General features: G+C 73.6%; 21 protein-coding genes. 13 read left to right on the top strand and 8 right to left on the bottom strand.

Going from position 1 to position 18014, the window contains the following annotated elements; all coding sequences use genetic code 11:
• Positions 1–10 precede the first annotated feature (10 nt).
• From MCM47_RS23655 to hemB, 4 genes are all read left to right on the top strand, one after another.
• Positions 11–1345 carry a glutamyl-tRNA reductase gene (locus MCM47_RS23655; RefSeq protein ID WP_238863689.1) on the top strand — a complete coding sequence of 445 codons (1335 nt, stop codon included), beginning with the start codon at positions 11–13 and terminating at the stop codon, positions 1343–1345.
• 41 nt (positions 1346–1386) lie between these two features.
• On the top strand, positions 1387–2397 hold the full coding sequence (gene hemC / locus MCM47_RS23660; protein WP_238863690.1) for a hydroxymethylbilane synthase: 1011 nt from the start codon (positions 1387–1389) through the stop codon (positions 2395–2397).
• On the top strand, positions 2394–4061 hold the full coding sequence (locus MCM47_RS23665) for a uroporphyrinogen-III synthase (protein WP_238863691.1): 1668 nt from the start codon (positions 2394–2396) through the stop codon (positions 4059–4061). The genes hemC and MCM47_RS23665 overlap by 4 nt, the downstream gene beginning before the upstream one ends.
• Positions 4062–4142: 81 nt before the next feature.
• Positions 4143–5120, top strand: coding sequence for a porphobilinogen synthase (hemB, locus tag MCM47_RS23670; protein ID WP_308222422.1), 978 nt, complete (start codon positions 4143–4145; stop codon positions 5118–5120).
• 62 nt (positions 5121–5182) lie between these two features.
• On the opposite strand, the gene MCM47_RS23675 is transcribed toward hemB, so the two are convergent.
• The 3 genes from MCM47_RS23675 to MCM47_RS23685 all read right to left on the bottom strand — a co-directional run bounded on the left by MCM47_RS23675 (position 5183) and on the right by MCM47_RS23685 (position 6427).
• Positions 5183–5440, bottom strand: coding sequence for a hypothetical protein (locus MCM47_RS23675; protein WP_238863692.1), 258 nt, complete (start codon positions 5438–5440; stop codon positions 5183–5185).
• A 221-nt stretch (positions 5441–5661) separates the two neighbouring features.
• Positions 5662–6006 carry a rodlet layer protein gene (locus MCM47_RS23680; protein WP_238863693.1) on the bottom strand — a complete coding sequence of 115 codons (345 nt, stop codon included), beginning with the start codon at positions 6004–6006 and terminating at the stop codon, positions 5662–5664.
• A 76-nt stretch (positions 6007–6082) separates the two neighbouring features.
• Entirely contained in the window at positions 6083–6427 is a 345-nt protein-coding gene (locus MCM47_RS23685) for a rodlet layer protein (protein WP_238863694.1), read from the bottom strand.
• A gap of 300 nt (positions 6428–6727) precedes the next feature.
• On the opposite strand from MCM47_RS23685, the gene MCM47_RS23690 reads away from it, so the two are divergent.
• On the top strand, positions 6728–7384 hold the full coding sequence (locus MCM47_RS23690; protein WP_238863695.1) for a hypothetical protein: 657 nt from the start codon (positions 6728–6730) through the stop codon (positions 7382–7384).
• Between the two features lie 135 nt (positions 7385–7519).
• Here MCM47_RS23690 and MCM47_RS23695 read toward each other — a convergent pair whose 3' ends face one another.
• From MCM47_RS23695 to MCM47_RS23710, 4 genes are all read right to left on the bottom strand, one after another.
• On the bottom strand, positions 7520–7891 hold the full coding sequence (locus MCM47_RS23695; protein ID WP_238863696.1) for a hypothetical protein: 372 nt from the start codon (positions 7889–7891) through the stop codon (positions 7520–7522).
• Between the two features lie 119 nt (positions 7892–8010).
• Positions 8011–8289 (bottom strand): chaplin, encoded by a 279-nt coding sequence (locus MCM47_RS23700; RefSeq protein WP_238863697.1) that lies wholly within the window; start codon positions 8287–8289, stop codon positions 8011–8013.
• A 110-nt stretch (positions 8290–8399) separates the two neighbouring features.
• Entirely contained in the window at positions 8400–8642 is a 243-nt protein-coding gene (locus MCM47_RS23705) for a chaplin (RefSeq protein WP_238863698.1), read from the bottom strand.
• Positions 8643–8954: 312 nt separating this feature from the next.
• Positions 8955–9206, bottom strand: coding sequence for a chaplin (locus tag MCM47_RS23710; protein WP_238863699.1), 252 nt, complete (start codon positions 9204–9206; stop codon positions 8955–8957).
• Between the two features lie 277 nt (positions 9207–9483).
• Here MCM47_RS23710 and MCM47_RS23715 point away from each other — a divergent pair, with 277 nt between their 5' ends.
• From MCM47_RS23715 to MCM47_RS23730, 4 genes are all read left to right on the top strand, one after another.
• A complete protein-coding gene (locus tag MCM47_RS23715) occupies positions 9484–9723 on the top strand; it encodes a chaplin (RefSeq protein ID WP_238863700.1) in 240 nt (79 codons plus the stop codon).
• 200 nt (positions 9724–9923) lie between these two features.
• A complete protein-coding gene (locus tag MCM47_RS23720) occupies positions 9924–11297 on the top strand; it encodes an ATP-grasp domain-containing protein (protein WP_238863701.1) in 1374 nt (457 codons plus the stop codon).
• Positions 11298–11390: 93 nt separating this feature from the next.
• Positions 11391–12662 carry a hypothetical protein gene (locus MCM47_RS23725; protein WP_238863702.1) on the top strand — a complete coding sequence of 424 codons (1272 nt, stop codon included), beginning with the start codon at positions 11391–11393 and terminating at the stop codon, positions 12660–12662.
• Positions 12663–12742: 80 nt separating this feature from the next.
• On the top strand, positions 12743–13231 hold the full coding sequence (locus MCM47_RS23730; protein WP_238863703.1) for a MarR family winged helix-turn-helix transcriptional regulator: 489 nt from the start codon (positions 12743–12745) through the stop codon (positions 13229–13231).
• A gap of 137 nt (positions 13232–13368) precedes the next feature.
• On the opposite strand, the gene MCM47_RS23735 is transcribed toward MCM47_RS23730, so the two are convergent.
• Entirely contained in the window at positions 13369–13998 is a 630-nt protein-coding gene (locus MCM47_RS23735; protein WP_238863704.1) for a hypothetical protein, read from the bottom strand.
• A gap of 303 nt (positions 13999–14301) precedes the next feature.
• Between MCM47_RS23735 and hemL the strand changes: the two genes are divergently transcribed.
• The 4 genes from hemL (at position 14302) to MCM47_RS23755 (ending at position 18011) form a co-directional block, all read left to right on the top strand.
• Positions 14302–15630 (top strand): glutamate-1-semialdehyde 2,1-aminomutase, encoded by a 1329-nt coding sequence (hemL, locus tag MCM47_RS23740; protein ID WP_238863705.1) that lies wholly within the window; start codon positions 14302–14304, stop codon positions 15628–15630.
• Positions 15631–15713: 83 nt separating this feature from the next.
• Positions 15714–16361 (top strand): histidine phosphatase family protein, encoded by a 648-nt coding sequence (locus MCM47_RS23745; RefSeq protein ID WP_238863812.1) that lies wholly within the window; start codon positions 15714–15716, stop codon positions 16359–16361.
• A gap of 262 nt (positions 16362–16623) precedes the next feature.
• A complete protein-coding gene (locus MCM47_RS23750; RefSeq protein ID WP_238863706.1) occupies positions 16624–17241 on the top strand; it encodes a TlpA disulfide reductase family protein in 618 nt (205 codons plus the stop codon).
• Positions 17238–18011 (top strand): cytochrome c biogenesis CcdA family protein, encoded by a 774-nt coding sequence (locus tag MCM47_RS23755; protein ID WP_238863707.1) that lies wholly within the window; start codon positions 17238–17240, stop codon positions 18009–18011. The genes MCM47_RS23750 and MCM47_RS23755 overlap by 4 nt, the downstream gene beginning before the upstream one ends.
• Positions 18012–18014: the final 3 nt, after the last annotated feature.

The raw sequence follows: 18014 nt of genomic DNA on the forward strand, positions 1-18014 counted from the left end.
GGGGGCGGGCGTGAGCCTTCTCGTCGTTGGACTGAGCCATCGCACCGCCCCGGTCGGCGTGCTGGAGCGCGCCGCCCTGACCGGTGAGGCCCCGACCCGGCTGCTGCACGACGCCGCGGCCACCGCGACCGTCGCCGAGGCGGCGCTGCTGAACACCTGCAACCGGATCGAGCTCTACGCGGACGTGGACAAGTTCCACGCCGGCGTCGCCGAGCTGTCGCTGCTGCTGGCCCACCACAGCGGGGTGGACCTGGAGGAGCTGACCTCCCACCTCTACGTGCACTACGAGGACCGTGCCGTCCACCACCTCTTCTCGGTGGCCTGCGGCCTGGACTCGATGGTGGTCGGCGAGGGCCAGATCCTCGGGCAGCTGCGCGACGCGCTGGCCACCGCGCAGGACGAGCACACCGCCGGCCGCGGCCTGAACGAGCTGTTCCAGCAGGCCCTGCGGGTCGGCAAGCGCGCGCACAGCGAGACCGGCATCGACAAGGCCGGGCAGTCCCTGGTGACCTTCGGCCTGGAGCAGGTCGCGGCCGGCGCGGGCGAGATCGCGGGCAAGCGGGCCCTGGTGGTCGGCGCCGGCTCGATGAGCTCGCTGGCCGCCGCCACCCTGGTCCGCTCCGGCGTGACCGACCTGCTGATCGCCAACCGGACCCCGGAGCGCGCCGAGCGCCTGGTCGAGATCCTCGGCGCCGACGTCGCGCGCACCGTCGAGCTCGCCAAGGTGCCCGAGGCCATGGCCGACGTCGATCTGGTGATCTCCTGCACCGGCGCGGCCGGCGTGGTGATCAGGGCCGAGGACGTGGCGGCCGCCGTCGCGAGCCGCACGGCCGCCACCCCGCTCGCCCTGCTCGACCTCGCCATGCCGCGCGACGTCGACCACGCGGTGCACGAGCTGCCGGGCGCGCTCCTGGTCGACCTGGAGAGCCTGTCGCACGCCCACGCCGCCAGCCCCGGCGCCGGGGACGTCGACGCGGTCACCGGCATCGTGGCCGACGAGGTCGCGGCCTTCGGCGCCGCCCAGCGGGCCGCCCGGATCGCGCCGACCGTGGTCGCCCTGCGGGCGATGGCCTCCGAGGTGGTCGCCGCCGAGCTGGGCCGCCTCGACTCCCGGCTGCCCGGCCTGGACGACCGCTCCCGCGCCGAGATCACCCAGACCGTCCGCCGGGTCGTCGACAAACTGCTGCACGCGCCGACCGTGCGGGTGAAGCAGCTCGCCGCCGAGCCCGGCGGGGCCTCCTACGCGGACGCCCTGCGCGAGCTGTTCGACCTCGACCCGGCGGCCGTGCACGCGGTCTCCGGCACCCCGATCGGCACCCAGCCCTCGGGCGGGGGCGCCAGATGAACCGTCAGCCATCCCACGAGTACCACCGGGACGATCACCTCATGAATGGTCAACCGCTCACCGACCAGGCTCCGGCCGACACCGCTCCGCTGCGGCTCGGCACCCGGCGCAGCGCGCTCGCCATGGCCCAGTCGGGCATGGTCGCCCGCGAGGTGACCCGGCTCACCGGGCGCCCCGTCGAGCTGGTGGAGATCACCACCTACGGCGACACCTCCCGGGAGGCGCTGGCGCAGATCGGCGGCACCGGCGTGTTCGTCTCCGCCCTGCGCGACGCGCTCCTGGAGGGCCGGATCGACTTCGCCGTGCACTCGCTGAAGGACCTGCCCACCGCCGAGCCCGCGGGCCTGGTGCTGGCCGCCGTGCCCGAGCGCGAGGACGTCCGCGACGCCCTGGTGGCGTGCGAGGGACTGACCCTGGAGGAGCTGGCCGAGAAGCTGGCCGGCGCCGGCCGCGCCGCCCGGATCGGGACCGGCTCGCCGCGCCGGATGGCCCAGCTGAACGCCTGGGCCCGCGCCCGGGGCGCCCAGATCGAGACGGTCGCGATCCGCGGCAACGTGGACACCCGGATCGGCTTCGTCGCCGCCGGCGGGCTGGACGCGGTGGTGCTGGCCACCGCCGGCCTGAACCGGCTCGGCCGCGCGGCCGAGGTCACCGAGCACCTCGACCCGGAACTGATGATCCCGGCCCCCGGCCAGGGCGCGCTCGCGATCGAGTGCACCACCGCCGACCCCTCCCTGGCCGCTGCGCTCGCCGCCCTCGACCACGCCCCCACCCGGGTCGCGGTGGCCGCCGAGCGCGCCCTGCTGGCCGCCCTGGAGGCCGGCTGCTCCGCACCGGTCGCCGGCCTGGCCACCTGGGGTCACCAGCACGAACTGCGGCTGGAGGGCGTGGTCGGCACCACCGACGGCGCCACCCTGCTGAAGATGTCCGCCCACGGTCCGATCGTCCTCGACGAGACCGCCGAGCAGCAGGCGGCCGCCCTCGGCCACGCCCTTGCCGCCCGGCTGCTCGACGCGGGCGCGGCCGCCCTCATGGGGGAGCGAGCCCGATGAGCCCCACGACCGCCACCGACACCCCCTACCCGGCCGACAGCCCGTTCCCGGGTGCACCGGCCGCCGCCGGCCGGTGCACCTTCCTGGGCGCGGGCCCCGGGGACCCGGGCCTGCTGACCCTGCGTGCGGTCGAGGTGCTGGCCTCGGCCGACGTCCTGATCGCCGACCCGCTGACCGCGGCCGCCGTGCGCAGCCACTGTCCGGCCGGCGTGCAGGTGCACACCACCACCGCCGAGGGCGCCGACTTCGACCTGGCCAAGCTGGTCGCCGAGGCCGTCCGCAGCGGCAAGCACGTGGTCCGCACCGTCGACGGCGACCCCGGCCTGGACGGCTGCGCCGCCGAGGAGATGCTCAGCTGCGCCGGCGACGGCATCGCCTTCGAGGTGATCCCGGGCGTCGCCCAGTCGGTCGGCGTACCGGCCTACGCGGGTGTGCCGCTGCGGGGCACCGGCGGTGCCGACGTCCGGTTCGTGGACGGCGGCGCGCTGCTCGCCGGCAGCCCGGTCGACCTGGGCGCGCCGGAGACCACCCTGGTCGTCCGCACCACGCTGGGCCAGCTGCCGGCCACCGCCAACGCGCTGGTCTCCAACGGCCGCAAGCCGGACTCCGCGCTCAGCGCCACGCTCTCCGGCACCACCACCCGGCAGCGGACCTTCACCGCCACCCTGGCCACCATCGCGGCCGACCTGAAGGCGGCCCGGGTGCTGCCCTCCCCGGTCTCCGCCCCGGTGGACCCGGCGACCTCGGTGATAGCCGTGGTCGGTGAGCAGGTCGCCCACCGCGCCTCGCACTCCTGGTTCGAGACCAAGCCGCTGTTCGGCTGGAACGTGCTGGTGCCGCGGACCAAGGAGCAGGCCACCGGCCTGTCCGAGCAGCTCCGCTCCTACGGCGCGGTGCCGCAGGAGGTGCCCACCATCGCGGTCGAGCCGCCGCGCACCCCGCAGCAGATGGAGCGGGCGATCAAGGGCCTGGTCACCGGCCGCTACGAGTGGATCGCCTTCACCTCGGTGAACGCGGTGCGGGCCGTCCGGGAGAAGTTCGAGGAGTACGGCCTGGACGCCCGGGCCTTCGCCGGGATCAAGGTCGCCGCGGTCGGCGAGACGACCGCGCAGGCGCTGGTCGACTTCGGTGTGAAGCCGGACCTGGTGCCGTCCGGCGAGCAGTCCGCCGCCGGCCTGCTGGAGGACTGGCCGCCGTACGACCCGGTGTTCGACCCGATCGACCGGGTGCTGCTGCCGCGCGCCGACATCGCCACCGAGACCCTGGTGGCCGGCCTGGTCGAGCTGGGCTGGGAGGTCGACGACGTGACGGCGTACCGGACGGTGCGCGCCTCGCCCCCGCCGGCCGAGACCCGGGAGGCGATCAAGGGCGGCGGCTTCGACGCGGTGCTCTTCACCTCGTCCTCGACCGTGCGGAACCTGGTCGGCATCGCGGGCAAGCCGCACAACGTGACCGTGATCGCCTGCATCGGCCCGGCCACCGCCAAGACCGCCGAGGAGCACGGCCTGCGGGTCGACGTGATGGCCCCGGCCCCGTCGGCGGCCGCGCTGGCCCAGGCGCTGGCAGACTTCGGGGCCAAGCGCCGCGACACCGCCACCGCGGCCGGCGAGCCGGTCTACCGGCCCAGCGAGCGCCGTCCCGGCTCGCGCCGCAAGGCCCGCTGAGGCCCCGGCCGAGAAGCACCCAGACCGGGGGCGGCCCGCCCGCCGCCCCCGGGTCTGCACAACCGTTCGGAGAGAGAAGCCGTGTCCGCTGAATTCCCGTACGTTCGCCCCCGCCGGCTGCGCCGGAGCCCGGCGATGCGCCGCCTGGTCGCCGAGACCCGGCTGCACCCGGCGGAGCTGGTCCTGCCGCTGTTCGTCCGCGAGGGCGTCAGCGAGCCGGTGCCGGTGACGTCGATGCCCGGCGTGGTCCAGCACACCCGCGACACCCTGCGCAAGGCCGTGGTCGAGGCCGCCGAGGCGGGCCTGGGCGGGGTCATGCTGTTCGGCGTCCCGGCGGTGCAGGACGCGGTGGGTAGCGAGGGCACCAACCCGGACGGCATCCTGCAGCAGGCGATCCGCGACGTGGTCTCCGAGGTCGGCGACGCCCTGGTGGTGATGTCCGACCTCTGCCTGGACGAGTACACCGACCACGGCCACTGCGGTGTGCTGGCCGCGGACGGCAGCGTGGACAACGACGCGACGCTCGAGCGCTACGCGGAGATGGCCCGGGTGCAGGCCGACGCCGGCGTCCACCTGGTCGGCCCGTCCGGGATGATGGACGGCCAGATCGCCGTCGTCCGCCGGGCGCTGGACGAGGCGGGGCACCAGGACGTGGGCATCCTCGCCTACACCGCCAAGTACGCCTCGGCGTTCTACGGCCCGTTCCGCGAGGCGGTCGGCTCCTCGCTGAAGGGCGACCGCAAGACCTACCAGCAGGACCCGGCGAACGCCCGGGAGGCGCTGCGCGAGCTGGAGCAGGACCTCGCCGAGGGCGCGGACCTGGTCATGGTGAAGCCGGCCATGGCCTACCTGGACATCCTGCGCCAGGTGGCCGACGCCTCGCCGGTGCCCGTGGCGGCCTACCAGGTCTCCGGCGAGTACGCGATGGTCGAGGCCGCCGCGGCCAACGGCTGGATCGACCGGGACCGGATGATCCTGGAGACGCTCACCTCGATCCGCCGCGCCGGCGCCCAGCAGATCCTCACCTACTGGGCCCTCGAAGCCGCCGGGATGCTCTGAGGCGCAGTGGGAACGACGGAGGCCGGGCCCCCTGGGGCCCGGCCTCCGTCGTTCGCCCGGCGTCAGCCGACGTGGGCGAAGCCCTCCTCGCCGCCGACCGCGTCGGTGGAGGTGGCGGCGCCCCAGCCGTGGGCACCGGTGTGGATGTTCGAGGTGTGGGCGAGGCCCCACCACTCGCCGGCCGCGAAGACCGGGTCGGCCGAGGCGACGAACTCGCCGCCGCCGACCAGGCCGACGTGCGCGAACGCCGGGGTGGCGACGCCCGCCAGCGCCAGCGCGCCGAAGGCGGTCAGCGCGACCTTGCCCAGCTTGCTCTTCATGGATCTGCCCTCTCGTCCGGAGCGCTCGGTCGGAGCGCTCTCACTGATCACGTGAACACACGCTGCCGTCGGCCGCGGCACCCCACGCGCCGCTCCCGACGGCCTGTCACCCGGCCGGTCCGCGCCCGTTCGGGACGGTCCGGCCGGACAGTCGATCGCACCGAAGCCCGGAGGGCCCGGGGACACGTCCCCGGGCCCTCCGACCGCGCCATGCCCCTGGATCAGCCGATCAGGTGCGAGACACCCGCGTCGCCCGAGGACTGGGTGTTCTGGCCGACGTTGCAGATCTGCTTCGGGGTGCTGTTGAGGATCGGAACCTCGACCGGGACCGCGACACCGACGACGGCGACCGCGATGTTGTGCACCTCGGGCAGGCAGATGTTCGCGTTGTCCAGGGTGTGGAAGTTCGGGCTGCCGTTGCCGTGGGTGCCGGTCTGGTTGGTGCCGCCGTTGCCCTGGGCGGACACGGCCGAGCCGTCCGAGTCGGCGATGGCGGAAGCCGAGCCGGCGGACATCGCGATGGCGGCGGCGGCCAGGCCGGCGGCGGCGAGGGTCTTCTTGATCATTTCTGGGTTTCCTCTCGAGGGGTGAATCGGGGAGCGATTCGAAGGGTGGTTCGGGGGGTGGCGCAGCTGGTGGGGGTCAGCCGATCAGGTGGGAGACGCCGGCGTCGCCCTTGCTCTGGGTGCCCTGACCCTGGGTGCAGTACTGCTTGCCACCGCTGTTGGCGATCGGGACCTCGACCGGGACGGCCACACCGAGCACGCCGACGGCGATGTTGTGGATCTCCGGGAGGCAGACGTTCGCGTTGTCCAGGAAGTGGAAGTTCGGGCTGTTGTCACCGACGGTGCCGGTGAAGTTGGTGCCGCCGTTGCCCTGGAGGGACGCGGCGGAGCCGTCCGAGTCCGCGATGGCCGAGGCCGGCGCCGCGGCGGCGGCCAGCGCGGCGACGGCCAGGCCGGCGGCGGCGAAGGACTTCTGGATCATGGGGAGATCCCTCTCTGAAAAGCTCTTGGTTTCCGTGCGTACAACGCGTACAACGCTCAGACCCGGTCTGCGGTCACTGACGCTCAGATCAAAGAATGACGGCACGGAAGGTTACGCGGAATTTTGAAAACACCCCTGGAGGCGCGACGACGGGGGGTTTCCGGTCGGATTATTAGGCCGAACCGGTTAACGCCCGCAATCCGGGCTCCCGATGGATCGTTGAGACAGATTGCTTTCCGGCTGCGCCCGCGCAGCCGACCCCCCAGGACTCCAGTACGGACAGGCAGAACGGTGAAAAGCATGAAGTTCTCCAAGCGGGCCGGCGCGATGCTGCTGGCGGTCGGTGCGGGCGTGCTCGCGTCCCCCGGGGCGGCCTCCGCCGCCGCGGTCGGCCCTGACCAGGTCGGGGCTCTGGAGGACCGGCTGGGCACCCAGCAGGTCCCGCTCGACGTGCCGCTCGCGCCGCTGGACAGCCGGATCTCCGGCGGCATCCCGACCTCCCTGGTGATGCCGCCGGTGCCGGGCCGCACCAGCGGCGACGCGCTGCTACCGGACCGGCTGGTGCCCGCGCTCGGCACCGGCAAGGTGGGCCCGAGCGCCAAGGCGGAGCTGCCGCTGCCGCTGGTCGACCAGGGCGCCGACCTCGGCGAGCTGCTGCTGGACGCCCCCGCCGCGCCGCTGCACGCCGACACCCCCGGCGTCGGCCTCGGCAAGCCGCTCGCGCTGGCCCAGGACGGCACCGGCCAGCTGGCCGCCGGCGCGCTCAAGGTGGACGAGGTCGACCCGCGGCTGATCACCGGCGCGGTGCAGGCGGTGCCGGGCGCCAAGGCGACCCTGGGCAACGAGGACGAGCGGATCTCCGTCACCGACTCGGTGGGGAACCTCGCCGAGACCACCACGGCGACCACCACCGGCGTGGTGCAGCAGACCGGCCTGGCCGGGCTCGCCCAGCTCTGAGCCCGGCTCCGATCCCATCCGCCGCGCCGTGCCGACGCGGACGGGCGGGAGCGCGCCGACCGGCCCCGGCAGTGCGGGAGCCCGGCACCCCTCCACCGGAAGGGGTGCCGGGCTCCCGCGCGTGCGCCCGCCGGCTCAGCCCGGCAGCGCGCCGAGCAGCTGCCCGACGACCGGGAGGTCCCGCGGCCCGCCACCGGCGCTCAGCGGCCCGGTCAGCGTTCCGGTGGAGACCGGCGCCAGGCCGGAGTTGTCCGGCTGGACGGTGGCGCCGTTGTTGAGCACGTCGGCCGAGGAGTTGGCCCACGGGTCCAGGCGCAGGTCCTTCACCGGTGCGATGCCGTAGCCGAGGCCGGCGGTCGTGCCGCCCAGCGCCTGGGCGACGTCGGTCTTGGCCAGGCTGGCGCCGCCCTCGGCCGGTGCCGCGTGCGCCGTGCCCGCACCGGCGCCGAGCAGCATCGCGGCGCCCAGGGCGGCGGCGACGCCGGCCCCGCTCTTCTTCGAAACCATGCGGAATCACCCTTCGGGGTTCGGGTCGCCGGGCGTCCGGTCTGCGCCCGGGGATGCCGAACTGCCCCCCGGCCGGCTGGTCGGGGGGCAGTTCGGCCGAAACGCGTGCCGACCGGGGATCAGCAGTCGTCCGCGTCGTGGTGCGCGTGCGGGTGCGCCTCCACGTTGGCGCAGCTGTTGCCGAACGCCGGGTTCAGGGCACCGATCACGTCGACGGAGTTGCCGCACAGGTTGACGGGGATGTGCACCGGCACCTGGAGCTGGTTGCCGGAGAGCACACCGGGGGAGCCGGCGGCGACGCCCTCGGCGCCGGCGCTGGCGGCGGCGGAACCCGCAGCGCCCAGCACCAGGCCGGCAGCGGCGGCGGAGAGGACGGCGGCCTTCTTCACGTTCTGCATGGGGGTTGATCTCCTCGATCACACACGGGTTGAGCGGGCCGCACCCCGCCGGCGGCGGGGTGCGGCACGGACTCGGTGAGCCGGCTGTCGCCGGTGCGGCGACGGCCGGATCAGCCGATGTTGGCGCAGTGGTTGCCGAACGCCGGGTTCAGGATGCTGACGATCCCGATGGAGTTGCCGCAGACGTTGACCGGGATGTGCACCGGGATCTGGATCTGGTTGCCGGAGAGCACACCGGGGGAGCCGGCGGCGACGCCCTCGGCGCCGGAGCTGGCGAACGCGCCGCCGGCGGCACCGACGACCAGGCCGGCGGTGGCGAGGGACAGGGCGGCGGCCTTCTTGAGGTTACGCATGTTGGGTTCTTCCTCCGTTTTCTGCCCGACCGAAATTGGAAATAGTCGGGAGCCGGGCGAAAGGAAATCATCGCCCGCTGGCTTCTGGAAATGCCGTGATTGTCACTCTGGCGGCCCAAGTGGCGCGTGTCGCCCGTGGCTTGGACGACGGACGCGGCCGCGGAACCGCGCGTCGCGAATTGTTCCCGCACGGCCGGGGGCAATTCGTTCAGACGCGCGACCGGGAGCAATTCCGGATGGGCTCGGACCGGCGGCGGATGTCCCGGGATCGAGGGCGGCCGGCGGCGTGGCCGGGTCGCCGGTCGAGCCGGGTCAGGCGCTGGTGCAGTGGTTGCCGAACGCCGGGTTCAGGGCGCCGACCACGTCGATCGAGTTCCCGCACAGGTTCACCGGGATGTGCAGCGGCACCTGGACCTCGTTGCCCGAGGCCACGCCGGGCGAGCCGGCCGCGACACCCTCGGCCGAGGCGCCGTGCGCGTGGTGGGCGGAGGCGGCACCGGCGCCGGCGACCAGCAGCGCGGCGGAGGCCGCAGTGCCGAGGACGCCGTGGGCGAGCTTGCGCATGTGCGGTACTCGATTCGTCTAGGGAGCCCCGTGGGGCCCGGTGGAGCCTGGTGGAACGGGTGGGGCCCGGTGGGGCCCGGTGGAGCGTGTTCCGACAGGGAGAACGAGGCCGGGCCCGGAGGGAAACGGTCGGGTCCTGTGATCACCCGAATGCCTGGCGGACCTCGCGTTAGGCCGGTTGGGTGACAAAGGGCAGGTCGTCGCAACCGGGTCGGGCGGGTGTCGTTCTAGATGTCGCACTCCCCGTGCATATCTGTCGATGAGTCAGGAGGCTCCTATGAGCATCAAGAAGACGGCCGCCGTCGGTGCCGCCGTGGTAGGCATCGTGGCGGCCGGTGCCGGCACCGCGATGGCCAGCTCGGGCGCCGAGGGTGTCGCCGCGGGTTCCCCCGGTGTCATCTCCGGCAACCAGATCCAGGTTCCGGTGCACGTCCCGGTCAACCTGTGCGGCAACACGATCAACGTGATCGGTCTGCTGAACCCCGCGTTCGGCAACCACTGCGTCAACGCGGGCTGATCTGCGCCCGGTTCGGCCGGCGCGAGCCGCCGCCCCGCGCTTCCCTCCTGGGGTGCGGGGCGGCGGCTCTCCGCTTTGTGCGTGGTGTTCCCGCTCCGGGGCGGCCACCCGGCGGCGGATTCTAAGGCATCGTCAGATTCTTTGCGCTGCAGAGGCCTTGGTGGAAATCCCGGGTCGTCCCCGGGTGCATAATCCATCGGGTGATCGCCACTCTGGAGGACGCCGGGCGGATGCTTCGCCCGGGCGCACACCTCGGGATCGTCTCCCGGCCGCTGTACCTGCTGCCACTGCTCCGCACCGGCGCCCTGGCCGCGCTGCTCTCCAGCGAGGCGGCGGACGCCGGCTGGGGCGCGCGGTTCGGGGTGGAGCTGCACGCGCAGGAGGAGTGGTCCGGCAGCCGCGACGGCGGACCGGGAGGGCCCGGGCTGGACGGCGTGGCAGGCCGGCTGCCCAGGCTGGTCGGTACCCGCTGGCGCGGCCGCGAGCTGCGGCTGGCCGGCTACGGCAGCCAGCGCGAGCAGTGGACCGCCGCCGTGAGGGCCACCGGTGCCCGGCTGCTGGTGCCGCCGCCCACCGCCGACTCCGACGTCCTGGTGGACAAGGTCGCCATGCGCGCCTGGTTCGAGCACCTCGGCGTGCCGGCACCCGACAGCACGGTGCTGTCCGGCCGGCCCGACCACCGGGTGCTCCGCGACCGCTTCGGTGCGCTCTACGTCGCCCAGTCGCCACGCGGCTCCGGCGGCAACGGCACCCACCTCGTCCGGGGCGCCGACGACGCCGCCGTGCTGCCCGAGCGCGAGCGCTGGCTGGTCAGCGAGTACGTCGGCGACACCGCGCTCAACGTGCACGGCTTCGTCGGGCTGGACGGCCTGCCGCAGGTGCTGCGGCCCTCGCTCCAGCTGATCGGGGTCGCCGAGGCGGGCGCCGGCTTCGGCCAGTACGCCGGCTGCGACTTCGAGGCCCCGGAGCGGCTCTCCCCGCGCGCCCTGGGCCGGTGCCTGGAGGCCACCGAGCGGATCGGCTGGGGCCTGGCCGGCCTCGGCTACCGGGGTGTCTTCGGCGCCGACTTCGTCCTCGACGGCGACCGCGCGCTGGCCCTGGAGATCAACTGCCGGATGCAGGGGTCCACCTGGCTGCTCGGCGAGATCGAGCTGGAGCGCCCGGACGGCCGGCTGCCCACCCAGGTGCGGCACGTGCTGGAGCGGCACGGAATGCCCACCCTCGGCAAGCCCGATCCGGACCCGGCGTCCGGCGTGCAGCTGACCGTCCGCCACACCGGCGGACCGGCCCGGGCGGTCCGGGTGCCGCGGGCGGGGGCGTACGCGCTGTGCGAGGGGGTGCTGGTCCGCCGGGGCGACGCCGCCGGGCTGCTGGAGTGCGGCCCCGAGGAGACCGTGCTGGTCAACCTGCCCCCGGACGGCACCGTGCTCCACCCGGGCGCGGTGCTGGCCAGGTTGGTCGCCCGCCGCTCGCTCACCGCACCGGACGGCCGTGCCCTCACCGCGCGGGGCCGCGCCCTGGTCGAGGCCCTGCACCGGCTCTACTCCTTCGGGGAGCCCGGCACGGAAGGTTGACGCGTACCGCCGGACCCCGGTGTCGTAGGCTCGCCCGGCGGCCGCCCGTTCGTGGTCGCGCCGATCACGAGCGGGGGCGGGGAGTCCAGAGCGATGACCACGGCATCGAGCACACCGAGTACGGAGCCGTCGAGCGCGGAGCCGGACGACCGCGCCGAGCGGTCCGGGGGCGCCGAGCGGCAGGGCCGGTTCTCCGCCGCCGTGGACCGTTTCGCGCCCGCACTCGGCGCGTACGCGGTCGTGAAGGCGACCGGCCTGACCGTCTTCATGCTGCTGCTCTCGCACACCGGGGACTTCCTGAAGAAGGACGTCGGCCGCGGCGGCGGTGCCCGGCCGTGGGACGTGCTCGGCACCTGGGACGGCGTCTGGTACCAGCGGATCGCCGAGAACGGCTACGACCCGCAGCTGATCCCGCTGCACGGCTACCCGCTGGCCAGCTACTACGAGAACTCGGCCGCCTTCTTCCCGCTCTACCCGTGGCTGATGCGTCTGGTCGGCGCCGTCACCGGCCTCGGGCCCTATGGTTCCGGGATCCTGGTCTCGGTGCTGGCCTCGTTCGTCGCTGCGGCCGGCATCTTCGCGATCGCCGAGCGGCTCGGCGGCTTCCGCGCCGGGGTGATCGCCGCGGTGATCTGGGGCCTCTTCCCCGGCTCGGGGGTGGAGTGGGCGGTCTACTCGGACTCGCTCTTCGTGGCGATCTCCGCCTGGGCCTGCTACTGCGTGATGACGCACCGCTGGGTCGCGGCCGGGGCGCTCGCCCTGGCGGCCGGCCTCAACCGCCCGACCGCCGCGGCCGTGATCGCGGCCGTCTCGATCTCCGCGCTGGTGGCGCTCGTCCGGCGGACGGACGGCATCGCCCGCCCGCTGACCGCGATGCTGATCACCCCGTGGGGCCTGCTCTGGTACGTCGCCTGGGTCGGCTACCGGATGGGCGACTGGGGCGGCTACTTCAAGCTGCAGCGCGGCGCCTGGAACCGCTACTTCGACTGGGGCGCCTCCACCTCCCGCACCTTCCTGGACGTCGTCACCGGGCACTGGGACTTCTGGCAGTCCAACCCCGTGCCGGACCTCATCGCGGTGGCGCTGCTGATCCTCCTGCCCGGCCTGCTGGTCCTGCTGCTGCGCACCCGGCCGCCGCTGGTGCTGGTGGTCTACACGCTGCTGACCGTCTTCACCGCGCTCAGCAGCAACCAGATCTTCGGCAACATCTCGCGCTACCTGCTGCCGGCCTTCCCGCTCTTCGTCGGTCTCGCGATCGCGCTGCGCCGGCTGCGGCCGCCCACGCTGGCGGGCCTCTTCGCGATGCCGGCGGTGGCGGCCGGCTGGTACGCCGGGTACGCCCTGTTCGAACTGGGTATTCCGTAACGGCACCGCCCGACCGGCCCGGCGGAGATGGTTGTTCACGGGATCATCTGCCGATGGACGGCATTGCTACGCTCGTGCGTATGACGACCAGTCGCCCCGTCCGCCAGTTCCGCGACGTCTCCGGTCTGCTCGACCACGCCAGCCACGTGCTGGCGACCCGCATGGCGGCCGCCTTCACCGGGCTGGGGATCACCCCGCGTGCGTACTCGGTGCTGTTCCACGCGATGGAGGCCGAGCGCACCCAGATCCAGCTGGCCGAGCTGGCCGACCTGGACAAGACCACGATGGTCGTCACCGTCGACGAGCTGGAGCGGGCCGGCCTGGCCGAGCGCCGGCCGTCCGCCACCGACCGCCGGGCCCGGATCGTCTCGGTGACCGAGGCCGGCGAGCGGGCCGTCGAGCGCGGCACCGAGATCGCCGACCGGGTCCACCGTGAGGTGCTGGAGTCGCTGCCGGACGCGGAACGGGCGGCCTTCGTCTCGGCGCTGTCGCGACTGGTGGCGGGGCCGCTGGCGGAGCCGGTGGAGGGCGAGCGGACGATCCGGCGGGCCCGCCGCTCCCGGAGCTGAGCACCGGCGGTCCGGCCGGCGCCGCAAAGGGCCGCCCGGCGCCGGCCGGACCGCCGGTGCCACGACGGGAAGGGCCCGGGCCGGACCCCCGGTGTCACGGCCGGAAGGGGCAGGGCGGGCCGGTCAGGCCGGACCGGTCAGGGCCAGACCAGGCAGTACAGCTGGTGGCCGGCGTCGTGCAGTCGGTTGGCGAAGTCCTGCCACTCGTGCAGCATGCTGTAGATCACGAAGGCGTCCCGGGGGCCGCGCCGGTCGGGGACGGTCGACCAGATGAACGCGGCCGCGCCGAGCTCCGTCTCGTCGGCCTTGCGCAGCGGTTCGACGACGTTGTGCGGGAGCTGCACGACGGCGTAGTCGGGGTGCAGCACGACCAGCTCCAGCGGCGGGACCTGGTGCAGCGGCACGCCCTGGATGCCGGTGAGGACCATGGCGCTCATGGTCTCCGGCTTGATCTTGGTGGAGAGGTGGCCGTTGGGGGAGCCGCTGGTCTCCATCAGGTCGCCCAGCCGCCCGAGCGAGCCGAGCTCGCCCGCGTCCAGGCCCAGCCCGCCGGGGCCGAGGGCGGTGGGGACTCTGGCAGCCGTGGCGCGGTCGGGCGCGCCGAAGTACTTGTAGGTCACCCCCACGCGTCCCTCACCCCGCCTCTCACCGCCGCGACCGCCACGACCCGTACCCGCTCCCGTACCCCCGCGTGCGGCCTCGGCGGGCCTGCGGGAGCCACCCGCCGCCTCGTCGTAGCCGTCCTGCGCCTCGGACACTCGGACCATCCTCACCGGAATTCGCCGGAATCGACAGACCCCCGCACGCCCGGCGTCCCTCCGGACGTGCTCCTTACCCGTCATGCGCCGCCGTACCCAGTCCGGGCACGCGGCAGTCCTCTCAACACCCCTGCACCCGCAGGAGGCCGGAAACCCCCCGCGGTGAAAGCCGAGTACATAGTCTGACTGGTCCGTGCAGCCGGAGCAGTCAGGGGCTCCGTTGTACGGATAACCGTACAGAATTCCTCGCCCGGATCATCGTTCCAGATGATGAGGTCCGACATGCAGAGGTGAAGGACACGATTTGAGACCATGTCTCCCGTGAGCTACCCCTACGAAGCACCCCAGTCCCAGTCGCTCTTCGAGCGGGCCTCGGTCGTCACGCCCGGCGGCGTCAACTCCCCGGTGCGCGCCTTCCGCGCGGTCGGCGGCACGCCGCGGTTCATGGTGTCCGGCACCGGCCCCTACCTCACCGACGCCGACGGCCGCGAGTACGTCGACCTGGTGTGCTCGTGGGGCCCGATGATTCTCGGCCACGCGCACCCGTCCGTGATCGATGCCGTCCAGCAGGCCGTCTCCCGCGGCACCTCCTTCGGTACGCCCGGCCAGGGCGAGGTCGAGCTGGCGGAGGAGATCGTCGCCCGGGTCGCCCCGGTCGAGCAGGTCCGCCTGGTCTCCTCGGGCACCGAGGCGACCATGTCCGCGATCCGGTTGGCCCGCGGCTTCACCGGCCGGGCGAAGGTCGTGAAGTTCGCCGGCTGCTACCACGGTCATGTGGACGCGCTGCTGGCCGCCGCCGGTTCCGGTGTGGCGACCTTCGGTCTGCCGGACACCCCGGGCGTCACCGGTGCCCAGGCCGGCGACACCATCGTGCTGCCCTACAACGACCTGGCCGCCGTCGAGCAGGCCTTCCGGGCCCACCCGGGCGAGATCGCCTGCGTGATCACCGAGGCCTCGCCCGGCAACATGGGCGTCGTCCCGCCGCTGCCCGGCTTCAACGGCGGCCTGGCCCGGCTCTGCCGGGAGAACGGCGCGCTGTTCATCTCGGACGAGGTGATGACCGGCTTCCGCGTCTCCAAGGCCGGCTGGTACGGCCTGGAGGCGGCGAACGAGGGCTGGGCGCCGGACCTCCTGACCTTCGGCAAGGTCATGGGCGGCGGCTTCCCGGCGGCGGCCTTCGGCGGCCGCGCCGACGTGATGGGCCACCTGGCCCCGGCCGGCCCGGTCTACCAGGCGGGCACCCTCTCCGGGAACCCGATCGCCACCGCGGCCGGCCTGGCCCAGCTGCGCGGCTGCACCGACGAGGTCTACGCCAGGGTCGACGCGGTGGCCGCCGAGGTCGGGACCCTGGTGTCGGACGCGCTGGCCAAGGAGGGCGTGGCGCACCGGCTGCAGACCGCCGGGAACATGTTCTCGGTGTTCTTCACCCAGGCCGCGGTCACCAACTACGACGAGGCCAGGACCCAGGAGGCGTTCCGGTTCAACGCCTTCTTCCACTCGATGCTCGGCCAGGGCGTCTACCTGCCGCCGTCCGCCTACGAGTCGTGGTTCGTCTCGGCGTCCCACGATGACCGGGCGGTCGAGCGGATCGCCGCCGCCCTGCCGGCGGCCGCCCGCGCCGCCGCCGAGGCCACGGCCTGAGGGCCGGTCGCACAGGCCCAGCCCCTACGAAGTCCCAGGAGAACTGAGAAGTGAGCGCCAAGGACATCACCGTCGTGCACCTGATGCGGCACGGCGAGGTGCACAATCCCGAGGGCATCCTGTACGGCCGCCTGCCCGGCTACCGGCTCTCCGAGCTGGGCCGGCGGATGGCCGACCGGGTGGCCGAGGACCTCGCCGACCGGGACATCACCCACGTGGTGGCGTCCCCGCTGGAGCGGGCGCAGGAGACCGCCGAGCCCATCGCCAAGTCGCACGGCCTGGACCTGGCGGTCGACGAGCGGCTGATCGAGGCGGACAACATCTTCCAGGGCAAGACCTTCGGGGTCGGCGACGGTTCCCTGAGGAACCCGGGCCACTGGAAGTACCTCACCAACCCCTTCAAGCCCTCCTGGGGCGAGCCGTACGTCGAGCAGGCGGTGCGGATGATGGGCGCGCTGGCCGCCGCCCGGGACGCCGCGCGCGGTCACGAGGCGGTCTGCGTCAGCCACCAGCTGCCGATCTGGACCGTCCGCTCCTTCGTCGAGCGCCGCCGGCTCTGGCACGACCCGCGCAACCGGCAGTGCTCGCTGGCCTCGCTGACCAGCTTCACGTTCGAGGGCGACCGGATCGTCTCGGTCGGCTACCGCGAGCCGGCCCGCGACCTGCTGCCCGCGCACCTGGTCGGCAAGGGCGGCAAGAGCAAGCCGGTGGGCAAGAGCTTCGGGGCCTGAGCGACGCCCCGGAGTGACGCTCCGGACCGTGACCCGAGCCGCGACCGGAGCCGGAGCGCGACCGCAACCGGACCGCGACCGGAGCCGGACGCGGAACCGTGCACGAACCACGCGCCCACCGGGCCGTAAGCCGTGCGTAAGTATGAGCCGGATCACTCGGACCGCCACCGGGTGGTCCGGCCTCATCGCAGGTCAGAGGGGGTGCGACGCGCAAGGCAGGACCCCCCCGAACCTGCCCGGGACTCCATGCGAAACTTTTCACATGTCTGCCATGGCGCGCCCCCGTCCCCGTGTCGCCGCAGCCGCCGCCGCCACCGCCGCCGCCGCTGCGCTCGCCCTCACCGGCTGCTCGTCCTCGGGCTCGTCGGGCAGCGGTGACGGCCAGATCGGCTTCGTCAGCGCCAAGGGCAGCAACATCTCCAAGGCCGAGGTGGGCCACCGCCAGGACGCGCCGGACCTCTCCGGCAACACCCTGGAGGGCACCCCGGTCAAGCTCGCCGACTACCGCGGCAAGGTCGTCGTCCTGAACGTCTGGGGCTCCTGGTGCGGTCCCTGCCGGGCGGAGGCGGACGACCTGCAGCGCGTCTGGGAGAAGTACAAGGACCAGGGCGTCCAGTTCCTCGGCATCAACACCCGGGATCCGGAGATCGCCAACGCCGTCCGCTTCGAGCAGGAGAAGGGCGTCACCTTCCCCAGCCTCTACGACCCGGCCGGCACCCAGCTGCTGAAGTTCCCCAAGGGCAGCCTCAACCCGCAGTCCGTCCCCACCACCATCGTGGTCGACCGCGAGGGCAAGCTCGCCGCCCGGGCCGTCGGCGGCCAGACCGACGACGCCCTGGAGTCGGTGCTCCAGCCGGTGCTCGCGGAGCAGAAGCAGTGAGTGCCGCACTCCAGCTGGCCGACACCACCGGGACCATCCAGAGCGGGGCGCTGCTGATCGCCGCGCCGATCGCCCTGGTGGCCGGCCTGGCCTCGTTCTTCTCGCCCTGCGTGCTGCCGCTGGTCCCGGGCTACCTCTCCTACGTCACCGGCTTCTCCGCCGCCGACCTCGCCGACGCGCGCGGCGCCCGGCGCGGCCGGATGCTGGCCGGGGCGCTGCTCTTCATCCTCGGCTTCACCGCCGTCTTCGTCTCCGGCGGAGCGCTCTTCGGCTACTTCGGCTCGACGCTGCAGGAGCACAAGCGGGTCATCTCGATCGTGCTCGGCGCGCTGACCGTCGTGATGGGCCTCGCCTTCATGGGGCTGGTGCCCGGCCTGAGCATGCGCGAGCTGCGCTCGCACCGCCGCCCGGCGGTCGGCCTGCTGGGCGCGCCGATGCTGGGAGTGGTCTTCGGCGTCGGCTGGACGCCCTGCCTCGGCCCGACCCTGTCCGCCGTCCAGAACCTGGCCCTCAACGAGGCCGACGCGGGCCGCGCGGCGCTGCTGATGACCGCCTACTGCCTGGGGCTGGGCGTACCGTTCGTCGTGGCCGCACTGGCCTTCCGCCGGGCGCTGGGCGCCTTCGGCTGGGTCAAGCGGCACTACCCGCTCGTCATGCGGATCGGCGGCGGCATGCTCGTCGCGGTCGGTCTGCTGCTGGTCACCGGAGCCTGGGACTCCATGGTGAACGAGCTGCAGTCCTGGACCGCCGACTTCCAGATCGGAATCTGACCC

This window comes from Kitasatospora sp. A2-31 (genome assembly GCF_022288725.1).
Lineage (GTDB): Bacteria > Actinomycetota > Actinomycetes > Streptomycetales > Streptomycetaceae > Kitasatospora.

Excerpts from the sequence above, each read along its gene's own strand:
- hemC (WP_238863690.1), top strand. The coding sequence starts at position 1,387 with ATGAATGGTCAACCGCTCACCGACCAGGCTCCGGCCGACACCGCTCCG.
- MCM47_RS23665 (WP_238863691.1), top strand. The coding sequence starts at position 2,394 with ATGAGCCCCACGACCGCCACCGACACCCCCTACCCGGCCGACAGCCCG.
- MCM47_RS23675 (WP_238863692.1), bottom strand. The coding sequence starts at position 5,440 with ATGAAGAGCAAGCTGGGCAAGGTCGCGCTGACCGCCTTCGGCGCGCTG.
- MCM47_RS23680 (WP_238863693.1), bottom strand. The coding sequence starts at position 6,006 with ATGATCAAGAAGACCCTCGCCGCCGCCGGCCTGGCCGCCGCCGCCATC.
- MCM47_RS23685 (WP_238863694.1), bottom strand. The coding sequence starts at position 6,427 with ATGATCCAGAAGTCCTTCGCCGCCGCCGGCCTGGCCGTCGCCGCGCTG.
- MCM47_RS23690 (WP_238863695.1), top strand. The coding sequence starts at position 6,728 with ATGAAGTTCTCCAAGCGGGCCGGCGCGATGCTGCTGGCGGTCGGTGCG.
- MCM47_RS23695 (WP_238863696.1), bottom strand. The coding sequence starts at position 7,891 with ATGGTTTCGAAGAAGAGCGGGGCCGGCGTCGCCGCCGCCCTGGGCGCC.
- MCM47_RS23700 (WP_238863697.1), bottom strand. The coding sequence starts at position 8,289 with ATGCAGAACGTGAAGAAGGCCGCCGTCCTCTCCGCCGCCGCTGCCGGC.
- MCM47_RS23705 (WP_238863698.1), bottom strand. The coding sequence starts at position 8,642 with ATGCGTAACCTCAAGAAGGCCGCCGCCCTGTCCCTCGCCACCGCCGGC.
- MCM47_RS23710 (WP_238863699.1), bottom strand. The coding sequence starts at position 9,206 with ATGCGCAAGCTCGCCCACGGCGTCCTCGGCACTGCGGCCTCCGCCGCG.
- MCM47_RS23715 (WP_238863700.1), top strand. The coding sequence starts at position 9,484 with ATGAGCATCAAGAAGACGGCCGCCGTCGGTGCCGCCGTGGTAGGCATC.
- MCM47_RS23725 (WP_238863702.1), top strand. The coding sequence starts at position 11,391 with ATGACCACGGCATCGAGCACACCGAGTACGGAGCCGTCGAGCGCGGAG.
- MCM47_RS23730 (WP_238863703.1), top strand. The coding sequence starts at position 12,743 with ATGACGACCAGTCGCCCCGTCCGCCAGTTCCGCGACGTCTCCGGTCTG.
- MCM47_RS23735 (WP_238863704.1), bottom strand. The coding sequence starts at position 13,998 with ATGGTCCGAGTGTCCGAGGCGCAGGACGGCTACGACGAGGCGGCGGGT.
- hemL (WP_238863705.1), top strand. The coding sequence starts at position 14,302 with ATGTCTCCCGTGAGCTACCCCTACGAAGCACCCCAGTCCCAGTCGCTC.
- MCM47_RS23745 (WP_238863812.1), top strand. The coding sequence starts at position 15,714 with ATGCGGCACGGCGAGGTGCACAATCCCGAGGGCATCCTGTACGGCCGC.
- MCM47_RS23750 (WP_238863706.1), top strand. The coding sequence starts at position 16,624 with ATGTCTGCCATGGCGCGCCCCCGTCCCCGTGTCGCCGCAGCCGCCGCC.